Genomic DNA, 26,289 nt, shown 5'->3' with positions numbered 1-26,289 from the left:
ACCACTCCCACCGGATGCGTACAACATGTGAACTCCAAGCTGACCCTTCCGGGGGAATCGCGTCAAGAGGTCGAGGGCATACGTCGACGCCCCCGGCGGGACATCAGCCGGGGGCGTCGGGCCTTGAGGCGCCCCCGGGAGGGCGCGGGCGGGCTATTTGAGGGCGCCCGCCGTCAGACCGGCCACCACCTGTCGCTGGAAGACGATGTACGCGGCGAGTACGGGCAGCATCGCCATCACCAGTCCGGCGAAGAGGCCCGAGTAGTCACCCTTGTATCCCTGGCTGACCGCGAGCTGGACCAGCCCCTGGGAGAGCACCTTCCGGTCCGGATCGGTGTTGAGCACCGTGGGCAGCAGATACTGGTTCCATTGCCCGAGGAAGTTGAAGATCCCTACACTGATCAGTCCGGGCTTGGCCATCGGCAGCATGACCTGGAAGAACGTCCGGGTGTGCGAGGCGCCGTCCATGAACGCCGCTTCCGCCACCGAGGTCGGCAGCGTCCGGAAGAACGCCGTCAGGAAGAAGACGGTGAACGGCAGCGAGTAGGCGATGTACACCAGGATCAGTCCGTGCAGGGTGTTCAGCATGGACATGTTCTGGAGGACGTAGAACAGCGGCACCAGCGCCAGGATGACCGGGAAGCTCATTCCTCCGATGAAGAGGAAGTAGATGAACCGGTTCCCGGGGAACTCGAACCGGGCCAGGACGTAGGCGGCCATCGAGCCCAGCAGCAGGGTCCCGATCAGGGAGCCGCCCACCACCAGGATCGTATTGAGGAAGTAGTCGTTCATATGCGCCTCGTTCCAGGCGCGCGACCAGTTCTCGAAGTGGAGCTTGTCCGGCAGCGACCACGGCGTGGTGAAGATCGCCTTGTCGGTCTTGACGGAGGACATCACCGCCCAGAGCAGCGGCAGCACCACCAGGATCGCCCAGATGATCAGCACTCCGTGGGAGAAGACGTTGAGGACGCCGCCCTCGGACTTCTCCTTCGCCGCCCCGGAACCGGAGCCGGTCCGCCGGGGCGCTCCGGCCGTCTTCGTCTCCTCGGGGCCGCCGTCGCCGGCCAGGTCCTCGGCCGTGGTGTCAGTCGTCTTCATCTCAGTACTCCAGCCGCTCGCGCCGACCCAGTCGCATCACCACTGCCGCGAACAACAGGGTGACGAAGAGGAGGGCGACACCGATGGTCGTCGCGTAGGCGGCCTGGCCGTCGCGGAATGCCTTCTGGTACACGTACAGCGGCATGACGATGGTCGAGTAGTCGGGGCCACCACCGCTGGGGCCGACCGTCATGATCTGGACCACCGCGAAGGACTCGGCGCCCAGCGCGAGGATGCCCATATAGATCCACCCGGACTGCACGGTGTCCCAGAGCAGCGGCAGGGTGATCTTGAAAAAGGTGGTGAAGCGGCTGGCGCCGTCCAGCAGGGCGGCCTCGTAGAAGTCCCGGGGGATGGACGCCATGCCCGCGGAGAAGAGGACCACGAAGAAGCCCACGGTCGACCAGACGAGGACGACCATCACACAGAGCAGCGCGAGATCGGGATCCCCCAGCCACTCGGGCTGGACGCTGCCCAGGCCGAAGGCCTTCAGCGCCGAGTTGATGGCTCCGTCCGCGGGGTTGTACGCGAACTTGAAGAGCAGCGCCACGATCGCGATCGACAGGACCTGCGGGAAGAAGTAGACGATCTTGTAGAAGCCCGAGCCCCGGACTCCCGCGATCGCCGCGCCCTTGCGCCGCCGCCCGCCGACATTGATCATGAACGCGAAGAAGAGCGCAAGACCGATCGTCACCAGCGGCAGCGCCACCGCGAAGGTCAGGCTGTGCTGGAGCGACTTCCAGAAGACGTCGTCCTCGAACATCCTGGTGTAGTTGTCGAAGCCGACCATCGTGAACTCGGGACTGAGTCCCGTCCAGTCCGTGAACGAGTAGTAGATGGACTGGATGAACGGCCAGATGACGAAGAGCGCGTAGAGCGCCAGGGGGACCACCAGGAACCCCGCGATGAAACGGTACTTACCGTGCTGCATTTCCTACCGACCCCGATCTTCCCTCGGAAAGCACCGCTGGTGCCGTGTGGAGAGCCGGGGCCCCGTTCCCGGTCGGCCGGACGGGGCCCCGGCAGGGTTCACTGGCGCTTGAACTTCTTGATGGAGGAGTCCTTGGCGGTCTCGTCGGCGTAACCCTGGGCCTTCTTGATGGCCTCGGCCGGGGTGATCCGGCCCGCCATCAGCTCGCCCAGGGCGGCACCGATCTTCTCCTTCTGAAGCGCCGCGTACCAGTCTCCGAGCCGCGGGTTGACCACATTCGTACCCGCCGTCTTGAGCGCGGCGACGACGGACTTCATGCCCGGGGTCAGCTCGATGCCGTCGGTGCCGCCGTCCAGCGCGCTCAGCGACTTCACGGACTGCGTGAAGTTCTTGGATGAGGCCTCGGAGAGCATGATCCGCAGCTGCTCCATACCGCCCTGCGGGTTCTTCGCCTTGGAGGGGACGATGAACGGCTCGCCGCCGGAGGCCCAGAGGGTACCGAAGGGCATCTTGTCGCTGGAGTCGATGCCCGTGGGGGCGCTGACGGCCAGGTTGAAGTCCTTCGGCATCGTGTTGGCGGCCTCGTTCTCCACCCACGAGCCGTTGGGGATGAAGAGCGCCTTGCCCTCGGTCCACTTGGTCTGCGACTGGATGTGGTCCAGGCCCGGGGTGCCGTCGAGGACGTAACCCTTCTTCTTCAGCTCGTAGTACGCCTCGAAACAGTCCTTGACCGCGGCGTGCTTCCAGGCGTTCGGCTCCAGGTTGTCGATCGCCTTGATCACGTCGGGGCCGCCGCGCTTGGCGATCATCGGGTAGAGCGTGAACGGGATGTAGTACGGGTGGACACCCGCGTACGTCCAGGCCGCGATGCCCTTGGCCTTGGCCTTCTTGCAGACCTCCAGCATCTGGTCCCAGGTCTGCGGGTACTCGACCTCGAGCGAGTCGAGGAGCTTCTGCGAGTACCAGACGCCGTAGACGGTGTAGGCGTAGTAGAGCATCCACACCGGGTCGCCCTCGAACTGGCCCATCTCGACGATGCCGGGCCGCAGGGTGTCGCGAACCTTCTTCTTCGGGTCGTCGTAGGACGGGGCGTCGAGCAGCGTCGTGAGGTCGGTGAGCTGCTTCTGGGCGACGAGGACGCCCATGTCCATCTGCTCTTTGCCGGAGTTGTCGATCAGGTCCGGCGGGGTGCCGCCGTTGAAGCGCGGCTGGAGCTCGGTCTGGATCGCCTGGGTGGCGTGGAACTTCACCGTGGCCTTGGGGAAGTTCGTCTCGTAGATCTTGACGGCGTCCCGGGCGTACTTGTCGCCGAAACCGCCGTTGAAGAGCACGAAGTCGAGCTGTGCCGACTCGTTGACCGCGAGGGGGTTCTTCGCGGACTTGGTGCCCTGCTTGGGCTTGTCCTTGTCGCTGTCGCCGCTGGCACAGGAGGACAGAAAGCCCACCGTGGGAACAGTCATCAGGCCGAGCGCCGCGGAACGCTTCATCAGCTTGCGACGGCCGAGACCGCCGTTCTCGTGGACGGAGGTGGATCCCATGCTCAAGTCCTCGCCTTCATCAGGACTCAGGCGGTGAACAAGTCGCCCCGTCCGTCTCGCCTCCCGGCGAAGGGCCCCGCCACCGCGGTGAATTGCTGTGATTTCCCGCAGGGGGAAAACCAGTAAAGCTTGGGTAGTGCACCTTTCTTCGGGAGCCCCGGCGGTGGTCATCGCGTTTTACGGCACACGGCGTCCCACCCGCCCGTTCCCCCTGGCCCGGGCGGTGTCATCGGACACCCGCTCGGACGCCGACAGGTATAGTCCACTTCCCTCAGGGGGAGCAAGATCAAGAGCAAGGTTCGCCTTCAGTCTTTCCCTAGTTGAGACCGTACGGATATCTCCCCCGCCCCATCGGCGGGGTGCCCCGCCGCCCCTCTCCTGACATGCGGCGAAGCGGCGACAGCACGTATGACCTGATCGTTCTTCGCGGAATGGCCGATTCCAAGCACATCGCGCCATGATCGCGCCCGCCACCGCACCGGCCCTCTTGACACATACCGGCAGCCGCCTTCCCGCCGGCGCGCGCCCACTCTTCTGACAACGTTGCCAAGCAGGAGCGGCACCGAGGGAGAGCCCGGTTCCCGGGGGAAGGAGCCCCGTGACGGCCGCACCAGGACACCGGCTCGGGCCGGCCGTCCCCCGCCGCCGCCCCCGCCCCCATCCCGCCGCCGACCCGCCGGTACCGACCGCTTCGACCACCGCGCGGCCGGCCGCCACCGACCTCGAATTCACTCCGCCGCCCCGCGCCGACCGCCCCATCCGGAACTCCTTCGAAACGGCTGAACACCCTCCGGAATGGAGCAATACCGTGGAAGCCGGGGCGGATCGAAAGAAGCGGTCATCGGGCGTCAACGGTGGATTCGCCATCGGAATACCGGGCAATGCCACCGACCGGGTGACCGAGGCCGCGCCGGCGGCGAGTAACGCGAGCGCGGGTGACATGAAGGAGAATCCGGTCGATCTCCGACCCTCTGCGAAATGGCTGGAATTCGCCGCCATCACTTGGAACGAATTCCCCCCGGAAACCCTCACGAAGATCGTCCGGTACGCCTTGCCCCGGGTAGACGGCGACCGCGGAAACGCCCCCGGGAGCGGGCCCGAAGGGCTCGGCGGACGGCCGCCGACGGCGGGTCCCGACCGCCCGGGAGGGCCGTGCCTTCCCTCGGGGACCCGGCCGACGCGGGACCGCGTCCCGTCTCGCCGTCCGCCGCGACACCGGGCTGCCGTGCGGGCTTCCCGTCGATACCGGAGACGGTCCTGCGCTATCCGGCCACGCGCACCGCCGGGTCGGCCGCGCCTTCACCACCGGGACGTATCAGCACGATCCGGGCGCCGCCGACGCCTGCGGCGGGACCCTCGCACCCGGGCCGGGATCGGGCTGTTCCGGCAGCGCGAAGGGCCGCACCCCGCGCGGGGTGCGGCCCTGGGGCCTTCTGGTGAAGACCTCGTCGTGCCGGTGCGTCAGCCGCGGATCAGGTTCCGCAGGACGTACTGCATGATGCCGCCGTTGCGGTAGTAGTCCGCCTCACCGGGGGTGTCGATGCGGACGACCGCGTCGAACTCCACACCGGTGTCGGTGGTGACCTTGACCGTCCGCGGCGTGGTGCCCTCGTTCAGCTCGGTCACACCGGTGAAGGAGAAGGTCTCCTCGCCGGTCAGGCCCAGGGCCGCGGCGCTCGCGCCCTCCGGGAACTGGAGCGGGAGGACGCCCATGCCGATCAGGTTCGAGCGGTGGATGCGCTCGTACGACTCGGCGATGACGGCCTTCACACCGAGCAGCGCGGTGCCCTTGGCGGCCCAGTCGCGGGAGGAGCCGGAGCCGTACTCCTTGCCCGCGAGGATCACCAGCGGGATGCCCTGCTCGATGTAGTTGCGGGAGGCGTCGTAGATGAACGACACCGGCGCGTCGGCCTGGGTGAAATCGCGGGTGAAGCCGCCCTCGGTACCCGGTGCGATCTGGTTCCGCAGCCGGATGTTGGCGAAGGTGCCCCGGATCATGACCTCGTGGTTGCCACGGCGCGAGCCGTAGGAGTTGAAGTCGCGGCGCTCGACGCCGTGCTCCGTGAGGTACTTGCCGGCCGGGGTGTCGGCCTTGATGGCACCGGCCGGGGAGATGTGGTCGGTGGTGACCGAGTCGCCCAGCTTGGCCAGCACCCGGGCGCCGGCGATGTCGTTCACCGGCGAGGGCTCCATCTGCATGCCCTCGAAGTACGGGGGCTTGCGGACGTAGGTGGACTCGGGGTCCCACTCGAAGGTGTTGCCGGTCGGGATCGGCAGCGCCTGCCACTGGGCGTCGCCCGCGAAGACGTCCTGGTAGGACTTGTTGAACATGTCCTCGCCGATGGCGTTGGCGACGACGTCGTTGACCTCGGCCTCGGACGGCCAGATGTCCTGGAGGTAGACCGGCTTGCCGTCCTGGTCGATGCCCAGGGCGTCCCGGGTGATGTCGACCTTCATCGAACCGGCGAGGGCGTAGGCGACGACCAGCGGCGGGGACGCCAGGTAGTTCATCTTGACGTCGGGGTTGATCCGGCCCTCGAAGTTGCGGTTGCCGGAGAGCACCGAGGTGACGGCCAGGTCGTGCTCGTTGACGGCCTTGGAGACCTCCTCCGGCAGCGGGCCGGAGTTGCCGATGCAGGTGGTGCAGCCGTAGCCGACGAGGTTGAAGCCGACCTTGTCGAGGTAGGGGGTCAGACCCGCCTTGTCGAAGTAGTCGGTCACGACCTTCGAACCCGGGGCGAGGGTCGTCTTCACCCACGGCTTGCGGGTGAGGCCCTTCTCGACCGCCTTCTTGGCCACCAGGGCGGCGGCGACCATGACATACGGGTTGGAGGTGTTGGTGCAGGAGGTGATCGCGGCGACGGTGACGGCGCCGTGGTCGATCTCGTACGTCGAGCCGTCGGGGGCCGTGACCAGCGTCGGGCGCGACGGCACACCGTTGGCGGCGGCGGGGGCGTCCGAGGCCGGGAAGGACTCCTTGCCCGCCTCCTCGTCGTCCTCGACGTAGTTGCGGACGTCCAGGGCGAACTGCTCGGCGGCGTTCGCGAGGACGATCCGGTCCTGCGGGCGCTTCGGTCCGGCGATGGAGGGGACGACGGTGGAGAGGTCCAGCTCCAGCTTCTCGGAGAAGTCGGGCTCGGCGGCCGGGTCCAGCCAGAGACCCTGCTCCTTGGCGTACGCCTCGACCAGCGCGACCTGCTGCTCGGAGCGGCCGGTCAGCCGCAGGTACTTCAGCGTCTCGTCGTCGATCGGGAACATCGCGGCGGTGGAGCCGAACTCCGGCGACATGTTGCCGATGGTGGCGCGGTTGGCCAGCGACGTGGCGGCCACGCCCTCGCCGTAGAACTCGACGAACTTGCCGACGACGCCGTGCTTGCGCAGCATCTCGGTGATGGTGAGCACCAGGTCGGTGGCGGTGGTGCCGGGAGTCAGCTCACCGGTCAGCTTGAAGCCGACGACGCGCGGGATGAGCATGGAGACCGGCTGGCCGAGCATCGCGGCCTCGGCCTCGATGCCGCCGACGCCCCAGCCCAGCACACCGAGGCCGTTGACCATGGTGGTGTGGGAGTCGGTGCCGACGAGGGTGTCGGGGTACGCCTGACCGCCTCGGACCATCACGGTACGGGCCAGGTGCTCGATGTTCACCTGGTGGACGATGCCGGTGCCGGGCGGGACGACCTTGAACTCGTCGAACGCGGTCTGGCCCCAGCGCAGGAACTGGTAGCGCTCCTTGTTGCGGCCGTACTCCAGCTCGACGTTCTGGGCGAAGGAGTCGCGGGTGCCGAACTTGTCGGCGATGACGGAGTGGTCGATGACCAGCTCGGCCGGGGCCAGCGGGTTGATCTTCGCCGGGTCGCCGCCCAGCTCCTTGACGGCCTCGCGCATGGTGGCGAGGTCGACGACGCAGGGGACACCCGTGAAGTCCTGCATGATGACGCGGGCCGGCGTGAACTGGATCTCCTGGCTCGGCTGGGCCTGGGAGTCCCAGCCACCGAGCGCCCGGATGTGGTCGGCGGTGATGTTCGCGCCGTCCTCGGTGCGGAGGAGGTTCTCCAGCAGCACCTTCAGGCTGTAGGGCAGCCGCGCGGAGCCCTCGACCTGGTCCAGCCGGAAGATTTCGTACGACTCGTCGCCCACGCGCAGCGTGCTGCGGGCGTCGAAGCTGTTCGCCGACACGACAGTCTCCTTCATCAAAGTGCGCGTACTACGTCATGCTGCCGCCATGGCCCCTCATCGATCCACTAAGGTAGGGCTTAGTTAGGTAACCCTTACCGGGATGGCGACTGCGGTACGCCCGGGCAGTTATCTCGATGTCGAGATAACTCTAGTACATCGCCGCGTCGCGGTCATGCGCGGGCACCTCCGTGGCGCCTCACGGAGGCGCCCGCGCGTACCCGTTCGCCCAGGGCGCCGGGCGGGCGCCACCGGCCCGGCCGCACCCCGCCCGCACGCCGGGCGGCACCCCTGCCCACCTGCGCCGAAACCTCACACCCCGACCGGCGTCCGGGCGGGGACGGCACCGTGCCGGGGGTAGTCGGTATAGCCCCGGGCGCCATGGGTGTAGAGGTGGGTGTGGTCGATCTCATTCAGCGGCGCACCGGCGGCGAATCGTTCCGGCAGGTCCGGGTTGGCGATGAAGGAGCGGCCGTACGAGACGAGGTCGGCGATGCCGCGCTCCAGGACGGCCTCACCGCCCCGCCGGGTGGTCGGCTCGCGGTTCTCGCCGATGTTGGCGATCACCGGGCCGTCCCAGAGCGGCAGCAGCTCGTCGAGGGCCGGGTAGCGGTCGTCGTCGACGAGATGGAGATAGGCGAGGCCGAGCCGGTTCACCTCGGTGACGAGGGGGCGGTAGACGGGGCCCGGGTCCCGCTCGACCATGCCCTCCTGCGGATTCCCCGGCGACAGCCGCAGCGCCGTACGCCCGGCCCCGACGGCGTCCGCGACCGCGGTGACGACCTCCAGCGGGAAGCGGATCCGGTCGGCGACGCTCCCCCGGCCGTAGGCGTCGTCGCGCAGATTGGTGTTGTCGCCCAGGAACTGGTGGATGAGGTAGCTGTTGGCGCCGTGCAGTTCGACGCCGTCGAAGCCGGCCTCGATCGCGTTGCGGGCGGCGGCGACATGATCGCGTACCGCCTGCCGTACCTCCTCGGTGGTCATGGCCCGCGGCAGCGGCGGCGCGGCCTTGCCGCCGTCCCGGATGTGGACCGGGTCGGGCAGCGGTACGGCGGACGGCCCCGCGGGCACGTCGCCGTCGATCCGGGACAGCGGGTGCCCGTGCCGCCCGCCGTGCATCAGCTGGGCGTAGATCCGGCCCCCGACCGTGTGGACGGCGTCGGTGACGGCGCGCCAGCCGCGGATGTGCGCCGCGGTCTCCAGACCGGGCATCCGCCACCCCGCCTGACCGGCGCTGCTGGGCCAGATCCCCTCGGTGATCAGCAGTCCGGCGCCGGCGCGCTGGGCGTAGTAGTCGGCGACAACGGGCAGCGGGGTCCCGTCGTCGGCGGCCCGGTAGCGGGTCATGGGGGCCATCACGATCCGGTTCGGGAGGTGGAGGGAGCCGAGGGCGAAGGGCGTGAGGAGAGGGGAGTTCGTCATGCCCGTACCGTAGAATCTGACATCCGTGTCAGGTTCAAGTCGGCGACGGCCGACGGCGACGACGACGGCCGATGACAGCCGATGACACGGACGGACTGCGGATACGGGGGCGTGGCATGCGGATCGGTGAACTGGCCCGGCGCACCGGGGTGAGTGAGCGGTCCCTGCGCTATTACGAGAAGCGGGGGCTGCTGGTCTCCGACCGTACCCCCGGCGGGCACCGGGAGTACGCCGAGCGTGCGGTGGACCGGGTGGTCCATATCCAGGAGCTGTTCGCGGCCGGGCTGAACAGCGAGATGGTCGGCCGGGTCCTGCCGTGCATGCGGGACACGGACGGGGGTCCCGCGGAGACGGCGACACCCCAGTTGGCGGTCTGGCTGACCGCGGAGCGGGACCGGATCAACGGGATGATCGCCGAGCTGAAGCGCTCCCGGGACGTACTGGACGACGTCATCGACGCCGCGTCCGGTACGTGACGTCCGACACGGAACGCCGCTCGCACCATCAGGGATATTCCCGACACGCCCTCCCATACGCGGACACTCCCCTGCGTCATTCCCCCGAACGGACCGCACCACTTCGGACGGCCGCCCCCGCCCGACGCGCCCCCCGCATGGCGGGATTCGCCCCACGGCAACGGCCGGGAATAGCCTGGTGATACGGGGGCAGGTGAGCGTGTATCGCCCGAACGGCTCCCCTCCGCTTGCCGTCGCGGCCTCGCCGACGGAGCGTCAGAAGCACGGCGGTCGCGGCGCGTACGGCTCACCCGGTTGACACCCCCAACGCGCGCCTCATCTCATATCTGAGATAACCTCTACCGCATGGCAGACGACTACCTCGTACGCATCGGCAGGCTCATCCGTGACGCCCGGCAGCATCGTGGCTGGACACAGAGTCAGCTCGCCGAGGCGCTCGGCACCAGCCAGAGCGCGGTCAATCGCATCGAGCGCGGTAACCAGAACATCAGCCTTGAGATGATCGCGCGCATCGGGGAAGCGCTCGACAGTGAGATCGTCTCCCTCGGATACGCGGGCCCCATGCATCTGCGCGTGGTCGGCGGACGGCGTCTCTCCGGGGCGATCGACGTCAAGACGAGCAAGAACGCCTGTGTCGCCCTGCTCTGCGGCTCCCTGCTCAACAAGGGCCGGACCGTACTGCGCCGGGTCGCCCGGATCGAGGAGGTCTACCGGCTCCTCGAAGTCCTCAACTCGATCGGCGTCCGGACCCGCTGGATCAACGAGGGCATGGACCTGGAGATCGTGCCCCCGGCCAAGCTGGACCTGGACGCCATCGACGCGGACGCGGCCCGCCGTACCCGCTCGATCATCATGTTCCTCGGCCCCCTGCTGCACCGCGTGGACAACTTCCGTCTGCCGTACGCGGGCGGCTGCGACCTGGGCACCCGGACCATCGAGCCGCATATGATCGCGCTCCGCCGCTTCGGCCTCGACGTCACCGCGACGGAGGGCCTCTACCACGCCAGGGTCGAGCGCCCGGCCACCGCGGAACGCCCCATCGTCCTGACCGAACGCGGCGACACCGTGACCGAGAACGCGCTGCTGGCCGCGGCCCGGCACGACGGTGTCACGGTCATCCGCAACGCCTCCTCCAACTACATGGTCCAGGACCTCTGCTTCTTCCTGGAGGCGCTCGGCGTCGAGGTCGAGGGCATCGGCACCACGACCCTGACCGTCCACGGCGTCCCCACCATCGACGTGGACGTCGACTACTCCCCCTCCGAGGACCCGGTCGAGGCGATGAGCCTGCTGGCCGCCGCGGTGGTGACGGAGTCCGAGCTGACGATCCGCCGGGTGCCGATCGAGTTCCTGGAGATCGAGCTGGCGGTCCTGGAGGAGATGGGTCTCGACCACGACCGCTCCACCGAGTACACGGCGGACAACGGCCGCACCCGGCTGGTGGACCTGACGGTACGCCCCTCCAAACTGGAGGCGCCGATCGACAAGATCCACCCCATGCCGTTCCCGGGACTGAACATCGACAACGTCCCGTTCTTCGCCGCGATCGCGGCCTCGGCCCAGGGCCAGACCCTGATCCACGACTGGGTCTACGACAACCGGGCCATCTACCTCACCGACCTCAACCGCCTCGGCGGCCGCCTCCAGCTCCTCGACCCCCACCGCGTCCTGGTCGAGGGCCCCACCCGCTGGCGCGCCGCCGAAATGATGTGCCCGCCCGCCCTGCGCCCCGCGGTCGTGGTCCTCCTGGCGATGATGGCCGCCGAGGGCACCTCCGTCCTGCGCAACGTCTATGTCATCAACCGCGGCTACGAGGAGTTGGCCGAGCGCCTGAACTCGGTGGGCGCGCAGATCGAGATCTTCCGCGACATCTAAAAGCCGAACACCCTCCAGACGCCGCCGCACCCCGCGCCGACCCGATGCACCACGGGTCGAGAGGGGTGCGGCGGCGTCTTTTTTCCTTGAGGGCTTGTGCTCATGCAAGTTGCTCCTGGAGTCCCTCCTGGTCACCGGAGTGCTCACGGTGGCACGCCTCCTGAGCCTTCACCTACGGCCCTCTCCCCCACCGTCACGGCAGTTCATTTCGGCCACTCGCGGCACACCCTGCTCTTGACGACTCTCCTGCCGTGCGTAAGCCTCGCGCAGTGCCATTTATGACATACACAGAAGGTCGGGGCCAAAGGAACACACTGGCCGCCCCGCAGGTGTGTCCGCCTGCGGGTTCCCCCTCGCATCGGGCTTGCGCTGATGCACGCTCATCAAGGCAGAACGCCACGAGAGGAATTGAGAACGAAGCGTGATAGTCAGATCATTAGTAGCGAGTTTCAGGCAATGTCAGCCGTTGTCTCTTCGACGCTGGGCGAGCGCAGCCACGGCGAGCGCGCTGGTGCTGGTCCTCGGCTCGTCGCCCGTCTCCCCGGCGGCGGCGCTGACCACTGCGGGGACGTGCGCGGGTGCGGAGTCGGACTTCAATGGTGACGGTATCCGCGATACGGCGGTCTCAGATCCCGAGGCCACCGTATCGGGCCTGGCCGGAGCCGGGAGGGTTACCGTCGTCTACGGCGGCGGCAAGGGTGCGGTTCAACTCTCCCAGGGCTCAGCCGGGATCCCCGGGGCTCCCGAGTCCCGTGACCAGTACGGTCACGCTCTGGCCGTCTACGACGCCAACCTCGACGGCTGCTCCGACCTCGTCATCGGCACCCCCTATGAGGACCTCGACACTATCGTCGACACCGGCCTGGTCCATATCGTCTACGGTTCAACGGCAGGCATCAACGGCGGTGCGCCTGTCAAGGAACACCTCCAAGGAGCCGGCAGATCTCTCGGCGGAGCGCCTGAACGGGGCGACTGGACCGGCTACGCCCTGACCGCGGGCAAGACCGCGGGCGGTGTCCCGTTCCTGGTCCTCGGCGCCCCTGGCGAGTCCATCGGCACCGCGGAGGACGCCGGGCACTTCTTCTATATCCATGGCACCGCGCAGACCACTGTCGTCATCAGTCAGGACACCGGCAATGGTGGTGAGGTGCCCGGTGTGGCCGAGCGCGGAGACCGGTACGCCGCCTCCCTGAGTTCCACTGCCCACCATTTCGCGGTGAGTGCCCCCGGCGAGTCGCTGGGTCCGGTGACTTTCGCGGGCGTCATCGCCGTGTTCAGTCACACGCTGGTCGCGGGGTATCCCAAGCCCCTGCTCGGCCTCGGCCAGGACGCCGCCAGTGTCACCGGTGCCGAGGAGCGTGGTGACGGTTTCGGGACGGCGCTCGCGATGATTCCGTACCGGGCCAGTGTGGCCAGTCCCGCCAACGAATCTCTGATCGTGGTCGGAGTACCGGGCGAGGACCTGTCCACCACCGTGGACGCGGGTGCCGCGCAGACATTCCGTGTGACCACCGCCGGCGGCTTCGTCGAGGACGCATGGATCGATCAGAACATGCCCGACGTCGGCGGCGAAGCCGAGGCGGGTGACTTCTTCGGGCAGCGGCTCGCCGCGGTCAACACCTCATCCGGTGTCGCCACCACCACGACCGCCCGTCTGGCTGTCGGGGTCCCCGGTGAGGAATCCACCGAGGAGCATCGCGACAAGGGCGGGATCCAGATCTTCCCGCTGATCGGACCGATCGGGGTCTCCGATCAGTGGATCGAGCCGGGCGACGGTATCCCCGCGCAGCCCGCACCCCGTCAACTCGCGGGGATGAGTGTCGGGGCGACGCCCGAAGGACTGCTCGTCGGTATGCCCTACGGCCCCGTCGAGGGACGGGCCGTGCACACCTTTGATTGGAACGTCGCTTCGGGCGGCGCTCCGACTCGGACACTCCGTCCCGGCGAGGGTGGCATTCCCGCAGACGGCACGGCCATGGGCGCGGTGGTCCGCTGATGAGGAATCGAAGGATCGATCACTCCGCCGAAGACGGGCGGACCCGAAGACGCCGGGTGACACATGGCAGAGGTGGAGACACGGTGAGAAGACGGATCAAGCTGGGCAGCGTGTCACGTGGCGTGCTGGTGGCCGTCGTCACAGCCTCTGCCGTGGCCGGTGGTCTTGCCGTCCTGCCGAAGGAACCGAACCGGGCGGACCGGGCGAGACCTGCGGCTACGACGACACGGTCCGCACTGACGGCTCTGCAGGAGGAACAGGCACAAGCCACTGCCCGCAGGACCGGTCAGCAGGTCGAGGTTCTCCGTCTGCGTGGAGAGCGTACGGAGACCTTCGCCGAGCCCGACGGTGCCTTCACGACCCGCCACTATACGGAGCCGGTCAACGCCGTCCGTGACGGCCGTTGGGTGGACGTCGACACAACCCTGCAACGAGCTGCGGACGGGATCTGGCGGCCCAAAGCCGCGACGGTCGACCTGGAGCTGTCGTCCGGTGACGCCGACAAGCCCTTTGTCTCCATGGAGCGCACCGGCCGGGTCATGTCGGTGACGTGGCCGTACGGCAGACTGCCGACCCCGGTCGTCCAGGGTGACACCGCCACCTACCCCGACGCCCTGCCGGGGGTGGACCTCCGGGTGCAGGCCGAGGCCGACGGTTTCGGGCATCTGCTGGTGGTCAAGACGCCCGAGGCAGCTGCCGACCCCCGGCTGGCCCGGATCAACTTCGGTTTGGACACGCGCGGGTTACGGTTCGCCAAGAGCGCCTCGGGCGCCTTGAAGGCGGAGGACTCGGCTGCGGGCGGTACGGTCTTCGAGGCTGGCAAGCCGGTCATGTGGGACTCCGCATCCGTCCGTGAACCAGCGCCTGCGGCCCGTGTCTCCGGTAGAGCGGGTTCAGCCGCTCGTACGGCCCACGTTCTGGAGAGCCCCGGTGGTGGCGGCCGGAGCACCGAGGTCGGCTTGGAGCTGGGGAACGGCACCATGACCCTCGTGCCGGATCAAACGCTTCTCCGCGGGGCGGGCACGGTGTTCCCGGTGGTCATCGACCCCATCACCAAGACCAGTCACCGCACGGCGTGGACCGGTGTGATGTCCGGGATGCCGACCGAACAGGACTGGAAGTACACGGACAGCGCGGGCGTCGGCCAATGTCCCACCGACTACAACCCCGTGTCCTGCAACGGCGTCGACGTCCGCCGGCTCCTGTTCACCATGCCGGTCTCCTCCTATCAGGGCAAGCAGATCCTGGGAGCCACGTTCTCCGCACGGGTGGCGCACATCTACAGCGCCACACCGCGGGCCGAACCCATCCGGCTGTACCGGGTCGGCGGCAGAAACTACTCGGTCACCTCGTCCAGCAACTGGTCCAACACCAGGGACGATTGGGTGGACCACGTGGAGACCGTCGACAAGGCCATCTCGCCGACGTCCTGCTCCAGCCAGGCCAATCTGCACTTCGAGAGCGGCCCCACCGGTGGGCTCACCGGACAGGTCCGCAAGGCGGCCGACGAAGGCTGGTCGTCCATGACCCTGGGGCTGCGCGCGGCTGACGAGAGCCGATTCGCCGAGTGGAAGCGGATTTGCGGAAATGCCTATCTCTCGGTCCGGTACAACACTCTGCCCCGGCAGATCAAGACCGACGACATGTCCACCGACCGCGGAGCGTGCGTTTGGGGCGCGGCCGACCGTCTCTACACCGAGAAGCCCCCGGTGCTCCAAGTCCAGGCCGTCGACCCCGACCACGGCAAGGCGCAGACCGACAAGGTCAAAGTGCAGTTCAAGGTCGACTGGACCCAAGGCGGGCAGCCACGGTCCTACACCTACGACACCGGCTACCTGGCACCCATCCCAGGCACCAGATTCACCCACACCGTAAGAAAGAGCATTCCCCAGAACACCGTCGTCTACTGGAGCGCCCGTGCCTTCGACGGGGACGGCTGGGGCCCGTGGAGCTATGAGGGAAGTGCTCAGCGGTGCGAGTTCATCTACGACTCGACGCTCCCCGGAGCACCGAACGTCCTGTCCAAGCAGTATCCGTCGGACACCGTCTACCACGACGGGGTGGGTACCACCGGTACCTTCACCTTCGCGCCCAACCCCAATGACTCCCATCCCGACAACGACGTGGTCAAGTACCACTACGCTTTCGGCAACAAGGTCTCCACAGCCTCGCCCGCGCTGACACCGACCGGTGCCGGCGGTGCCGTATCGGTCTCCTGGACGCCCACCAGGTCCGGACGCCACTGGGTGGAGGTGCTGGCGGTCGACCGGGCCGGGAACACCGGCGCCCGAGCACTGCACTCCTTCCTGGTGAGTGAGGGAAGGCCGGTCGTCAGCCAGTGGAATCTGGCCGACGAGGCGGGCAGTGCCTCAGCTCATGACGAAACGGGCAAGTTCTCCGCCGACGCGGGCTCCGGCATCACCTTCGGGGTGGAGGGCCCCGGTGGGAGAGCCGACGCGGCGGCACGCTTCGACGGAACCTCTGGTGGGTACCTCGACTCCGGTGAGACCGTCCTCGGCAGCGACAAGAGCTTCAGTGTCAGTGCCTGGGTACGCCCCACCGATCTGACCCGCGATGCCGTCGTCGTCAGCCAGGACGGGACCGGGGAACCGGGTTTCACCCTGGGCTACGACGCCGTCGCGGCAACATGGGCGTTCTCGCTCCCGGTCGCCGACGTGGACGCCCTGGGAGACTGGCAGGCCGTCGCTACCGGAGTCGCACCGGTCAAGGACCAGTGGGTTCTGCTCACCGGCGTCTACGACGCCCAGACGTCCGACGTGCGGCTCTATGTCAACAAGGACCTGAAGGGCAGTGCCAAGAGGGACTCCGTTTGGCGGTCCTACGGATCGCTTCAGATCGGCCGTGCCACGGCGAAGAGCGGTTACGGTGACCACTTCACCGGGGACATCGCCGAGGTGCGGGCCTTCGACCGGATTCTTCCGCCGGGTGAGGTGGCGGAGCTGATGACTCTCAAGCCCGAGCGGAAGGGGTACTGGCAGCTCGACGTATCGGGGTCGGCATCCCCCGAGACCGGTGGTGGTCAGCCGTTGAACCTCGCCGGAGGTGCACAGATCTACCGTCCGGCCGATCCCCTCTGGGACCCGGCGGCCCTGGTGGGTGACGGGCACCTCACACTCGACGGCCTTGACGACTACGCCGCGACCACGGTTGCCCCGGTCACCGGCGCGGCAAGTTTCACCTTGACGGCCCGGGCGCGGATCGCCGCAATCGACTCGCCCAAGGCGCAAACGGTGCTGTCTCTTCCGGGGACGTCGGCGAACCGCCTCGTGGTGCGCTACCGTCCGCCCTCCGGTACCGAGCCCTCCAAGTGGGAGTTGGCGGTCGCGGACTCCGACGCGGCGACGGCCACCGTGAAGACGTTCGCCGACGACGTGGAACTCCCCGACACTGGGGGGTCCGGTCAGCATCTCGCGGCCGTCTACGACGCCGTCGCCAATGAGGTCAGGCTCTACGTCAACGGCCAGCTCGCGAGCAGCGCGCACGGAGTCGACAACACCCTGTGGCCTGCCAAGGGCGGTCTTCAGGTCGGCCGTTCGGCTCTGGGAGGCGGCAGCGAGTACTTCGCCGGGGCCCTGGACGAGATCCGCGCCTACAACGGCGCGGCCGACCCCGTCGCTATCCGTCAGATGTCCGGTCTGACGGCCCTCCCTCACATGTGACCCGCCTCCCCGTTCCACCGGTGTGCCCGGACCATCAGGTCCGGGCACACCGGCCGCGAAGCCCCCCCGGACGACGCACTTTCTCCCGGCGGCAAGCCCGGACCGACGGGCCGGTTCGGGCTGCCCGCGGTCCGACATGGATCCATGTTCCCGAATCCCGTTCCCACACCATCGACGGAGTTCCATGAGACATCAGCAAGGCCGACTACTCAGCCGGCGCATACCCAGACACGTCAGGACCCTGATCGTCACGGGTCTCTCGCTGGTCCTGGCGGGCACTACGGTCCAAGGCGTGTCCTTCGCGGCCGAAACCCTCGGAAGGACGGACAGACCAGGGGTCCAGAACGTGGCCGACCCGGTGCGAGTGAAGGACGCCAAGAGCCTGCCGCGGCCCGTGGACCGGACCTCCAAAGCCGCCTTACGCCGACTCGATTCGGCCGTATGGCCCAAGGGCGGCACCGGCGAGCTGCAGGTTTCCACCCAAGGAGCGAAGCTCGCACCGGTCACTGTCGGCGGACTGCCCATTGCGGTCGACGCCCCGAAGCCCCGGAACCCTGAGAACTCCTCGGCTCGATCGACCCCCACGGAGAGCGTTCCGTCCAAGGTCAGGGTCGAGGTCCTGCCCACGGCGCGTGCCGCCGCTCTCGGAGCGGGTGCCGTTCTGCGCGTACAGCGTACGGACGGCTCACGGACGGCGGCCAAGGTCCGGCTGACGGTCGACTACTCTGCCTTCGCCGAAGGGTTCGGCGGCTCCTACGGATCCCGTCTGCGCCTCGTGCGACTTCCTTCGTGCAGCGCCATCGCGAACCCAGGAAGCGCAGCCTGCCCCGCGCTTCCCGAGGCTCTCGCCACTGTCAACGACTCGACTGAGCGAACCGTCAGCGCGGAGGTACCAGCGAGCCCCTCGGCTCCGGGCGGAGCCTTTGGCGGTACGGACCGGACCGCATCCCTGTTCGCCGTCGTCTCGAGCCCCTCCTCCTCTCAGGGCGACTACGGAGCGACCGGTCTGTCGCCCTCCGCGACCTGGAGTGTCGCCGAGTCGACCGGTGGATTCTCCTGGTCCTATCCGATGCGTACGGTCCCGGTCCCGGGCGGCCTCGCGCCGACGGTCGGCCTGTCGTACTCTTCGCAGTCGACCGACGGCCGCACCTCGGCCACCAATAACCAGGGCTCCTGGGTCGGTGAAGGCTTCAGCTACGAACCCGGCTATATCGAGCGTAGTTACAAGCCCTGCGCGGAGGACGGCCACGACACCTCGGCCGAACAGTGCTGGGCCTTCGACAACGCCACGATGATGCTCAACGGGAGCGCGACCCAGGTCATCCTGGACGACACCACTGACAAATGGCGGCTCGCCGACCCCGACGGCTCGACGATCGAGAAGGTCGGCGGGGTCTCCGGAGGGCACTGGAAGGTGACCACGCCCGACGGTAAGCAGCACTTCTTCGGCCGGAGTCAACTGCCGGGCTGGACCGCGGGCAAGGAGGAGACCCATTCCGCCTGGACCGCACCCGTCTTCGGCGACGACGCCGGTGAACCCTGCTACAACGCCGACTTCAGCAAGGCGAACTGTCAGCAGGTGTGGCGCTGGAACCTCGACTACGTCAAGGACATTCACGGCAATGTGATCTCCTACTACTACGGCAAGGAGACCAATCACTACGCCCTGAACGGCAAGACGGACGTCAACGGAACGCCCTACCACCGCGGGGGCTATCTCAAGCGTATCGACTACGGACAGCGTGACGGTCAGGTTTACACGACCGAGGCGCCCGCCAGAGTCGTGTTCGGGATCGCCGAGCGCTGTCTGTCCGGCGCCCCCTTCAACTGCGGCGAGTCCAACCGCACCAAGGCCAACGCCGCCCACTGGCCGGATGTTCCGGTGGACCGGGAGTGCAAGCCCGACGTCAAATGCTCCGCCGACCAGCGGTCGCTGACGTTCTTCACGACCAAGCTCCTCACATCCGTGGTGACCCAGATGCGCAAGGGCACCACGGGCTACCAGGACGTGGACGCCTGGAAGTTCCGCCATACCTTCCTCGACAACGGTGACGCGTCCCAGGCCCTGTGGCTGTCGAGTATCGAACACGAGGGCCGGGCCGGCACCGTCGTGAAGATGCCCCTGCTCGAGCTGTTCGGTACCCAGCTCGACAACCGGGTCGATGTCGACGGCGACAACATCTCCCCGTTCCGTCGTTTCCGTCTCACCACGGTCCTCAACGACACCGGCGGACAGCTGGACATCAACTACAAGCCCGCCGAGTGCACCGTTCCCACGCTCCCCCAGCCGGGCAAGTCCACCAAGCGCTGCTACCCCGTCATGTGGGCGGCCCCGGGCAATGTGGAGCCCATCGAGGACTGGTTCCACAAGTACGTCGTCGGTGAGGTGGTCCAGACCGACCGCACCGGCGGGGGCGAGAAGATGGTCACTCGCTACGACTACCTCGGCCCGGCCGGATGGCGGCACTCCAAGCCGGACGGCATCACCCCCGAGAAGATGCTGACCTGGGGCGACTGGCAGGGATACGGAAAGGTCAGCGTCACCTCCGGCCCGGAGAGCGGCAGGCGCAGCCGAATCGACTACACCTACTTCCAGGGTCTGCACGGTGACAAGCTCCCCGGCGGAGGCACTCGGGTCGCCCAGGTCACCGACTCCGGCGGTACCGCCCACACCGACGACGAAGACTACCTCGGCTTCGAGCTGGAATCGGCCGTCTACGACGACGGCAAGATCACCAGCAAGGTCATCAAACACCCCTGGAAGCACCACACCGCGACCCAGACCAAGCCCTGGGCCACCACCCGGGCCACCCTCGTCCAGCCCCGGCTCACCCGCGGCTTCACCGCCCTCGCCTCCGGCGGATGGCGCGAGACGAAGTCCACGGTCACCTACGACACCGCGGTTCCCACCGGTCGCATCATCGAGGCAGAGGACCTCGGCCATGTGGTGCCCGCCACCGCGACTCCCCAGGAGAAGACGGCAGCGGCCAAGGACGACACCTGCGTCAGAACCTGGTACGCCGACAACACGGGTGAACCCAACCTGCTCGACAGCGTCAAACGGATCGAGAAGGTCGCGGCGGCCTGTGACGCCGCCGTGGACCGCTCGAAGCAGGTCATCTCCGATACCCGCAACTTCTACGACGGCCAGACGGCCCACGGTGCCGTGCCCACCCGCGCTCTGGTGACCAAAACGGAGCGTCTGGCGTCGCACAACGGCACCACAGCGACCTATCAGACCACCGCCGAGAACCGCTACGACGCCTACGGCCGCGCCGAGTACGCCACGAGCCCCGCCACGGGCGCCTCGACCACGGTCTTCACCATGGTGAACGGGCTCACCACCCAGACCAAGGTCACCAACGCCAAGAACCATGTCACCACCACGGACTTCGACCCCGCGTGGGGCCAGACCCGTGGTCACACCGACCCCAACGGCAAGCGCCAGGACGTTACCCACGACGCCCTCGGCAGGGTCACCGACATCTGGTTGGAGGACCGCCGCAAGGCCGTCGAGACACCCAGCACCAAGTTCACCTACCTGGTCCGCCGCGACCACCCCGTAGCGATCAAACGGGAGATCATCGAGCGCGACGGGACCTACGCCGAGGACTACACCCTCTACGACAGCCTGCTCCGGCCCCGCCAGCGGCAGTCCGAGGGCCCCGGCACCACGCGCCTGGTCGCCGACACCCTCTACGACGGCCACGGCCACGTCACCACCTCCTACGACACCTACCAGGCAACAGGCGCACCGGCCGACGCCCTCGCGACACCACGTCAGGGTGACATACCCACGATGTACCGCCACGAGTTCGACGACACGGGCCGCCCCACGGCCACCGCCTTCGCCTCCGGCGGAGTGGAACAGTGGCGCAGCACCACCAAGCACGAAGGCGACCGGATCCATATCGTCCCGCCCCAGGGGGGCGTGGCCACGACCTCGTTGACGGACACCGCCGGGCGCGTCACCGAGCTACGGCGCTACCAGAGCGGTACGCCCGGCGCCCCCGGTCCGGCAACCTACACCTCGACGCGCTACGCCTACACCCCCGCCGGCCAACTGGCGACGGTCACCGACTCCGCGAACAACACCTGGTCATTCACCTACGACCAGCGGGGCCGCAAGACCCGGTCCGTCGACCCGGACTCCGGAACGACGGAGTCGACGTACGACGACGCGGACCGTGTCACAGCCACCAGGCATGTGGAACGTGACAAGACCGTCAGCACCACCTATGACGTGATCGGCCGCCCACTGCTCACCTACGACGGCCCCGTATCCGCGAACAAGAGACTCACGGAGACCAGGTACGACAGCGCAGGCATGCTCGGCCATGCGTTCGCCTCACTGAGCTACGTCCCCGGCACCACCGAGTTCTTCGGCTCCGTCGTGCAGAGCACCGACAATTTCTACCGACCGCTGCGCACCGCGTACAGCGTCCCGGCTTCCCAGGGCACGGGACTCGCGGGCACCTACACCTTCACCAGCACCTACAACACCGACGGCACGCAGAGCTCCGCGGGGCTCCCGGCCGCGGGTGCGCTGCCCGCCGAGGGCCTGACCTATGGGTACGACACGCTCCAGCGCCCGGTCAGCCTCACGGGCGCGGCCAACTACGCCACCAACACCATCTGGTCGCCCACCAGCAAGCCTCTCCAGTACGAGCAGAGCGCGGGAACCAAGAAGGTGTGGAACACCTTCGAGTACGAGACGGGCACCCAACGTCTGACCCGCGCTCTGGTGGATGTCTACGGGAGCACCGGCGGCGCGGCCAAGAAGACCGCCTACTCCTACGACCAGGCCGGCAATGTCCTGTCCATGGCGGACACCGGGTCGGGCAGCGGTACACCGGATCTCCAGTGCTTCGCCTACGACCAGAACAAGCTGCTGTCCGAGGCCTGGACCCCCGCGACGGACGTCACCGGCGCCCAGGGGTCGGGCACGGTCGGCACCACCAATCCTCTCCAGGGCTCGCGCCCTCCGGCCTGCGCCACCGACCCGGGCACCGCGACCCTGGGCGGCCCCGCCGCGTACTGGAAGTCCTACCGGACCGACGCCATCGGGAACCGCACCCAGGACACCATTCGCGATGTCACCGGCGACCGGTCGAAGGACATCACCCGCACGTTCGCCTACGGCGAGAACGGCGCCGGCCCGCACGCCGTCACCAAGGTGACCGAGCAGACCCCCACCGGTCCGGCGATGTCCCGCTACACCTACGACGCCGCGGGCAACATGACCACCCGCACCATCGGAGGCGACACCGACACCCTCACCTGGGGCTCCACAGGCAAGGTGGACAGGATCTCCCGCCCCGACGACGTCACCACCCCCGACAAGAACGAGGCGTCCGAGACAACCTTCCTCTACGACGCGGGCGGCAACCGGATCCAGCGCAAGGACCCCACCGGCACCACCGTCTACCTCCCCAGCACGGAAATCCACCTCCCCACCGGCACCAGCACCGCCAAGGCGACCCGCTACTACCAGCACCTCGGCCAGACCGTCGCCGTACGCGGCGACGACGGCAAGGTCACCTTCATCGCCTCCGACCACCACGGCACCGGCGACCTCGCCGTCGACTCCACGACCGGAGCAACCACCTACCGCCGCTCCGACCCCTACGGCAACCCCCGCGACACCGCCCCGGGCAACGCCTGGCCCGGCTCCAAGGGCTATGTCGGCGGCACCATCGACAAGTCCACCGGTCTCACGAACCTGGGCGCCCGTCAGTACGACTCTGCCCTCGGCAAGTTCATCTCCGTCGACCCGATCATCGACTACGCCGACGCGCAGCAGATGAACGGCTACGCATACGCCAACAACTCACCGGTCACCCACTCCGACCCCACCGGACTGCTGACGGAAGTGTGCCGGGAGGGCATCGCGCTCTGCTCCCACTACGGCGGGAAGACCACCCACAGAAAGAACCCTGATAAGAAGAGCGCCCCGCAGGAGAGCGAGGCGGAAGTCAACAACTGGCGCGCCAAGAACAACCAGGCCGAGGCCAAGAGGGATGTCAAGAAGACGATCGACAAAATGGTCGATCAGATCACCGAAATCGCCGGGATTGATGCGGTAAAGGACTGTCTCGCCAACCCGGCGGTCGGCACCTGCCTCCAGGCAGCTGCCGAGATCGCAGCCCTCTTCGTAGGTTCAGCCGGGAAGTTCATACTCAAGGGCGACAGGGTTCTGAAGGTCCTCGACCTTCTTCCCGACCTTCACGACAACATCGGCAAGGCCAGAAAGGCCGACAAAAGAGCCAAGGAAGCAAAGAAGAAACTCGACGAAGAACGCGAAGCGCCCGGCAACTGCCTCAACAAGAAGCACAGCTTCCTGCCGGACACCATGATCCTCATGGCCGACGGCAGCCGAAAAAAGATCAAGGACATCCAACTCGGCGACAAGATCCTCACAACGGACCCCAAAACCGGCAAAAACGTCGCCCGCGAGGTCGTCCGCACCATCACGACGAAGCACGACAAGGACTTCGTCACCCTGCAACTCAGCACACCCAAGGGCAAGCAGAAGCTGATCTCTACGGTCAACCACCCCTTCTGGGTCCCCGCCCAACGTAAGTGGCTCGAGGCAGGCCAACTGACACCCGGCACGACACTGCACACGGCGCAGGGGGAGAGCGTCCGCCTGGAGTCCTCGCACTACTATGAGAAGCAGCAGCAGACACACGACCTGACGGTCAACGACGTCCACGCGTACTATGTACTCGCAGGCGAGACGCCGGTCCTCGTTCATAATTCAGATCCTTGCGAATTCCCATGGTCGAGCGGTCGAGTATCGGCCAGTGTTCGAGCAATTGATCAGGGTCGCACTAGCATCACGGTTGGCTCGCGCTCCGAAGCGGAGGAAATTCTCCTAGGAAAATTCCAGGGGAGCGGATACCGCAATGCGGCCGGGTTTGACGGCAAGGGGACGCGGCAGTACTTCGGATCCAAGAGTGGAACGTATCACTGGGATGATCAGCTCGGCGCAGACGGTCGAGTGCTAGGACATGGTGCCGGCAACAGGGACGGCGACCTTCCCCATCTCCAGATTCACACATTCGAGGATTCGAAATATGGTGGATCCATTATTCGCATCTTCTGGAAAGGGTAGGTTGAATGCGTACCGAGGTTGCAAACCGCCTCGTGATGACAAGGACTCCAGTGTCGGCACGCCGCCAGCCCAGCACCCCGGACTGCTACGCCTGGGTGTGGGCTTTCCCCCTGAGGGATGGAAAGTTTAGGGTCTCAACGGTCGAAATCCCGAAGCCCTTCGTAGACGAAGACGCTTGCTTTGGAGAAGACGACATTGAGCGCGTCCACGTGGCTACCGTAGAGACTGTCGAGGAAATCGACACAGTGGTGCGGGAACTCGGCGTCGATCCAGAAACTCTCGACGCCCCCTGGAAGAACGATTTCCCACTTTAGGCAAACTCTCGCATGAAAGGTGGTCGACATACTTCGCCGCAGAAATGCATGTATTGCATTCCGGGTGGGTCGATCACTTTTCGAGAGGGAATAGATGGCGATCACGGAGGCCCCGCTGGAGAATTTCTGCGGGGCCTCCGCGATCGTTCGACGGCAACGGTGACGGCAACGTCAGCGGACAGATGCTGCGGCAGGCTGGCAGTCAGGGCGGTTGCTGGTCGGGCAGAGGGCGCCGCCCAGAGTGCCGGGGGTTTGACGTTGGACGCACAGTCGGACGTGGGCGTGAACGCCAGCGGTGACGCCGATGTGGGCGTGGCCGAGGAACTCCTTGATGATGGCGAAGGCCAATGCCCTGTTCCAGGAGCAGGGTCGCCGTCGAGTGGCGTAGGTCGTGGAGACACCGCCGAATCCTCTCCGGAACCGCGCAGACGGTCCGACCTAGGGTGCGGTGGCGTCTGTCCGGAGTGCCGGTTCATGGCTGGTGATGCGCTGCTCCCGGCGCGGAGCAGCGGCCTGTGGGGCAGGGGCAGCCGCGGCAAATCACGGGGCGGACGGCGTTCGGAGCAGCATGAGGATGCTGTCCATCACCCTCTTGTGCGCGGCAGCCGGATCCAGGGTGTTGGAGGCCGGGGTGAGGCTACTCCACGCGAAGGACAGGGGCTCGGGCGGGAGACCCGTGCGCAAGGCGCCGTGGTGTTGGCCGCGCTCGGTCAGCGCGGTGATCCGCGCCTTGAGCAGGCCAGGGGCTTCGCCATGGTCCGAAATGACTCCGAGCGGAGCGTAGCGGCCCGCCCGCCAGTCGGCGGCCTCCTTGATCTAGGCATGGGTGGCTCGTTCCTCTGGGCGGGTCGTGTGGGAGGTAGGCCCATTGGCAGCCGGTCCGCCCCTGGTAGAGGATCGCGTTCACGATCTCCCGCATGCCGTAGGCGCCTTGGTGGCCGCTGACCGAGCGGTGCCGGTCTTTCCACGCGGTGATCACCGGCTCGATCAACGACCACTGCTCGTCCGATAAGTCTCTCGGGTACGGCTTGCGTTCACTCGCCCGGCCACATCACCAGATCACCAACCGCGGACCGGAAGATTCCGCTCTGCCGCCACACCATCAGGCGACACAAGATCAGCTCAAAGGACCCACGGGTCGCACGGCCGCATTCGGGAGGAGTCCGTCCCCACCGCGTGGGGGTGTTCCGTTCCCCCGTCGCTCTCCCGACCACATACGGACACCGACCAGGCCACGCCGCACTCCCGCGCTCTGCACAGAGCCGAAAGAACGACTGCGAGCGGTGGGGTTCTCTGGGACTTTTCTGGGACTTTCAACTGCATCAACGGGCATGACCGTGAAACGGCCGAAAGGTCATTTACGCAGGTCAGCAGCTCAGTTACAACAAGCGCCGCAGGTCACGGGGCCTCCTGGTCTGTTCCGCGACAGCTGATCGGCGAATGCCACCACCCCCCTGCTCGACCCGCTGAGCAGCGGGTCGGGCAGGGGGGTGGCGACATCTCCGGGACTTATCTGGGCCTTTGCGCCCCATGGGCTACGGAGCACGCTCCACAGGCCCTCCTGCGTCGGGGGGGGGGGGGCCCCCGGGGGGGGGCGCCCCCCCCGACCCCCGGGGGGGGGGGCGCGCGGGGGGGGGGGGGGGGGGTGTGGGGGTTTGTGGGGGGGGGC

General features: G+C 67.4%; 11 protein-coding genes and 1 pseudogene. 6 read left to right on the top strand and 6 right to left on the bottom strand.

All coding sequences use genetic code 11. The features are described from left to right. Positions 1-153: 153 nt before the first annotated feature. The 5 genes from ACFXG1_RS10230 to ACFXG1_RS10210 all read right to left on the bottom strand — a co-directional run bounded on the left by ACFXG1_RS10230 (position 154) and on the right by ACFXG1_RS10210 (position 9,162). Positions 154-1,098 carry a carbohydrate ABC transporter permease gene (locus tag ACFXG1_RS10230; protein WP_384715003.1) on the bottom strand — a complete coding sequence of 315 codons (945 nt, stop codon included), beginning with the start codon at positions 1,096-1,098 and terminating at the stop codon, positions 154-156. Position 1,099: 1 nt separating this feature from the next. Continuing rightward, positions 1,100-2,029, bottom strand: coding sequence for a carbohydrate ABC transporter permease (locus ACFXG1_RS10225; protein WP_384715000.1), 930 nt, complete (start codon positions 2,027-2,029; stop codon positions 1,100-1,102). Between the two features lie 98 nt (positions 2,030-2,127). Next, on the bottom strand, positions 2,128-3,567 hold the full coding sequence (gene ngcE, locus ACFXG1_RS10220) for an N-acetylglucosamine/diacetylchitobiose ABC transporter substrate-binding protein (RefSeq protein ID WP_384714997.1): 1,440 nt from the start codon (positions 3,565-3,567) through the stop codon (positions 2,128-2,130). A 1,461-nt stretch (positions 3,568-5,028) separates the two neighbouring features. Then, positions 5,029-7,743, bottom strand: coding sequence for an aconitate hydratase AcnA (gene acnA, locus ACFXG1_RS10215; RefSeq protein ID WP_384741992.1), 2,715 nt, complete (start codon positions 7,741-7,743; stop codon positions 5,029-5,031). Between the two features lie 309 nt (positions 7,744-8,052). Further along, the gene (locus ACFXG1_RS10210; protein ID WP_384721087.1) at positions 8,053-9,162 is read right to left on the bottom strand and encodes an alkene reductase; all 1,110 of its coding nucleotides are present in this window, start codon (positions 9,160-9,162) and stop codon (positions 8,053-8,055) included. 116 nt (positions 9,163-9,278) lie between these two features. On the opposite strand from ACFXG1_RS10210, the gene ACFXG1_RS10205 reads away from it, so the two are divergent. The 6 genes from ACFXG1_RS10205 to ACFXG1_RS10180 all read left to right on the top strand — a co-directional run bounded on the left by ACFXG1_RS10205 (position 9,279) and on the right by ACFXG1_RS10180 (position 24,620). Continuing rightward, positions 9,279-9,638 carry a MerR family transcriptional regulator gene (locus ACFXG1_RS10205; protein WP_384721090.1) on the top strand — a complete coding sequence of 120 codons (360 nt, stop codon included), beginning with the start codon at positions 9,279-9,281 and terminating at the stop codon, positions 9,636-9,638. A gap of 345 nt (positions 9,639-9,983) precedes the next feature. Further along, positions 9,984-11,513, top strand: coding sequence for a helix-turn-helix domain-containing protein (locus ACFXG1_RS10200; protein WP_384741990.1), 1,530 nt, complete (start codon positions 9,984-9,986; stop codon positions 11,511-11,513). Between the two features lie 466 nt (positions 11,514-11,979). Then, a complete protein-coding gene (locus ACFXG1_RS10195; protein ID WP_384718450.1) occupies positions 11,980-13,509 on the top strand; it encodes a VCBS repeat-containing protein in 1,530 nt (509 codons plus the stop codon). A gap of 110 nt (positions 13,510-13,619) precedes the next feature. Next, positions 13,620-17,189 carry a LamG domain-containing protein gene (locus tag ACFXG1_RS10190; RefSeq protein WP_384718448.1) on the top strand — a complete coding sequence of 1,190 codons (3,570 nt, stop codon included), beginning with the start codon at positions 13,620-13,622 and terminating at the stop codon, positions 17,187-17,189. A 1,069-nt stretch (positions 17,190-18,258) separates the two neighbouring features. Further along, positions 18,259-24,306 (top strand): polymorphic toxin-type HINT domain-containing protein, encoded by a 6,048-nt coding sequence (locus ACFXG1_RS10185; RefSeq protein WP_384714733.1) that lies wholly within the window; start codon positions 18,259-18,261, stop codon positions 24,304-24,306. Between the two features lie 5 nt (positions 24,307-24,311). Beyond that, positions 24,312-24,620, top strand: coding sequence for a hypothetical protein (locus ACFXG1_RS10180; protein WP_384714730.1), 309 nt, complete (start codon positions 24,312-24,314; stop codon positions 24,618-24,620). A gap of 838 nt (positions 24,621-25,458) precedes the next feature. Here the strand turns inward: ACFXG1_RS10180 and ACFXG1_RS10175 are convergent. Beyond that, positions 25,459-25,659: pseudogene (locus tag ACFXG1_RS10175) on the bottom strand (transposase); the annotation flags it as partial. Between the last annotated feature and the right edge of the window lie 630 nt (positions 25,660-26,289).

Source organism: Streptomyces sp. NPDC059248 (assembly GCF_042753905.1).
Classification (GTDB): Bacteria; Actinomycetota; Actinomycetes; order Streptomycetales; family Streptomycetaceae; genus Streptomyces.
This window is presented reverse-complemented; position numbering and strand designations above follow the sequence as displayed.

What these genes read in the sequence shown, in the direction of transcription:
- ACFXG1_RS10230 (WP_384715003.1), bottom strand. Translation starts at nt 1,098, where the DNA reads ATGAAGACGACTGACACCACGGCCGAGGACCTGGCCGGCGACGGCGGC.
- ACFXG1_RS10225 (WP_384715000.1), bottom strand. Translation starts at nt 2,029, where the DNA reads ATGCAGCACGGTAAGTACCGTTTCATCGCGGGGTTCCTGGTGGTCCCC.
- ngcE (WP_384714997.1), bottom strand. Translation starts at nt 3,567, where the DNA reads ATGGGATCCACCTCCGTCCACGAGAACGGCGGTCTCGGCCGTCGCAAG.
- ACFXG1_RS10210 (WP_384721087.1), bottom strand. Translation starts at nt 9,162, where the DNA reads ATGACGAACTCCCCTCTCCTCACGCCCTTCGCCCTCGGCTCCCTCCAC.
- ACFXG1_RS10205 (WP_384721090.1), top strand. Translation starts at nt 9,279, where the DNA reads ATGCGGATCGGTGAACTGGCCCGGCGCACCGGGGTGAGTGAGCGGTCC.
- ACFXG1_RS10200 (WP_384741990.1), top strand. Translation starts at nt 9,984, where the DNA reads ATGGCAGACGACTACCTCGTACGCATCGGCAGGCTCATCCGTGACGCC.
- ACFXG1_RS10185 (WP_384714733.1), top strand. Translation starts at nt 18,259, where the DNA reads ATGCGTACGGTCCCGGTCCCGGGCGGCCTCGCGCCGACGGTCGGCCTG.
- ACFXG1_RS10180 (WP_384714730.1), top strand. Translation starts at nt 24,312, where the DNA reads ATGCGTACCGAGGTTGCAAACCGCCTCGTGATGACAAGGACTCCAGTG.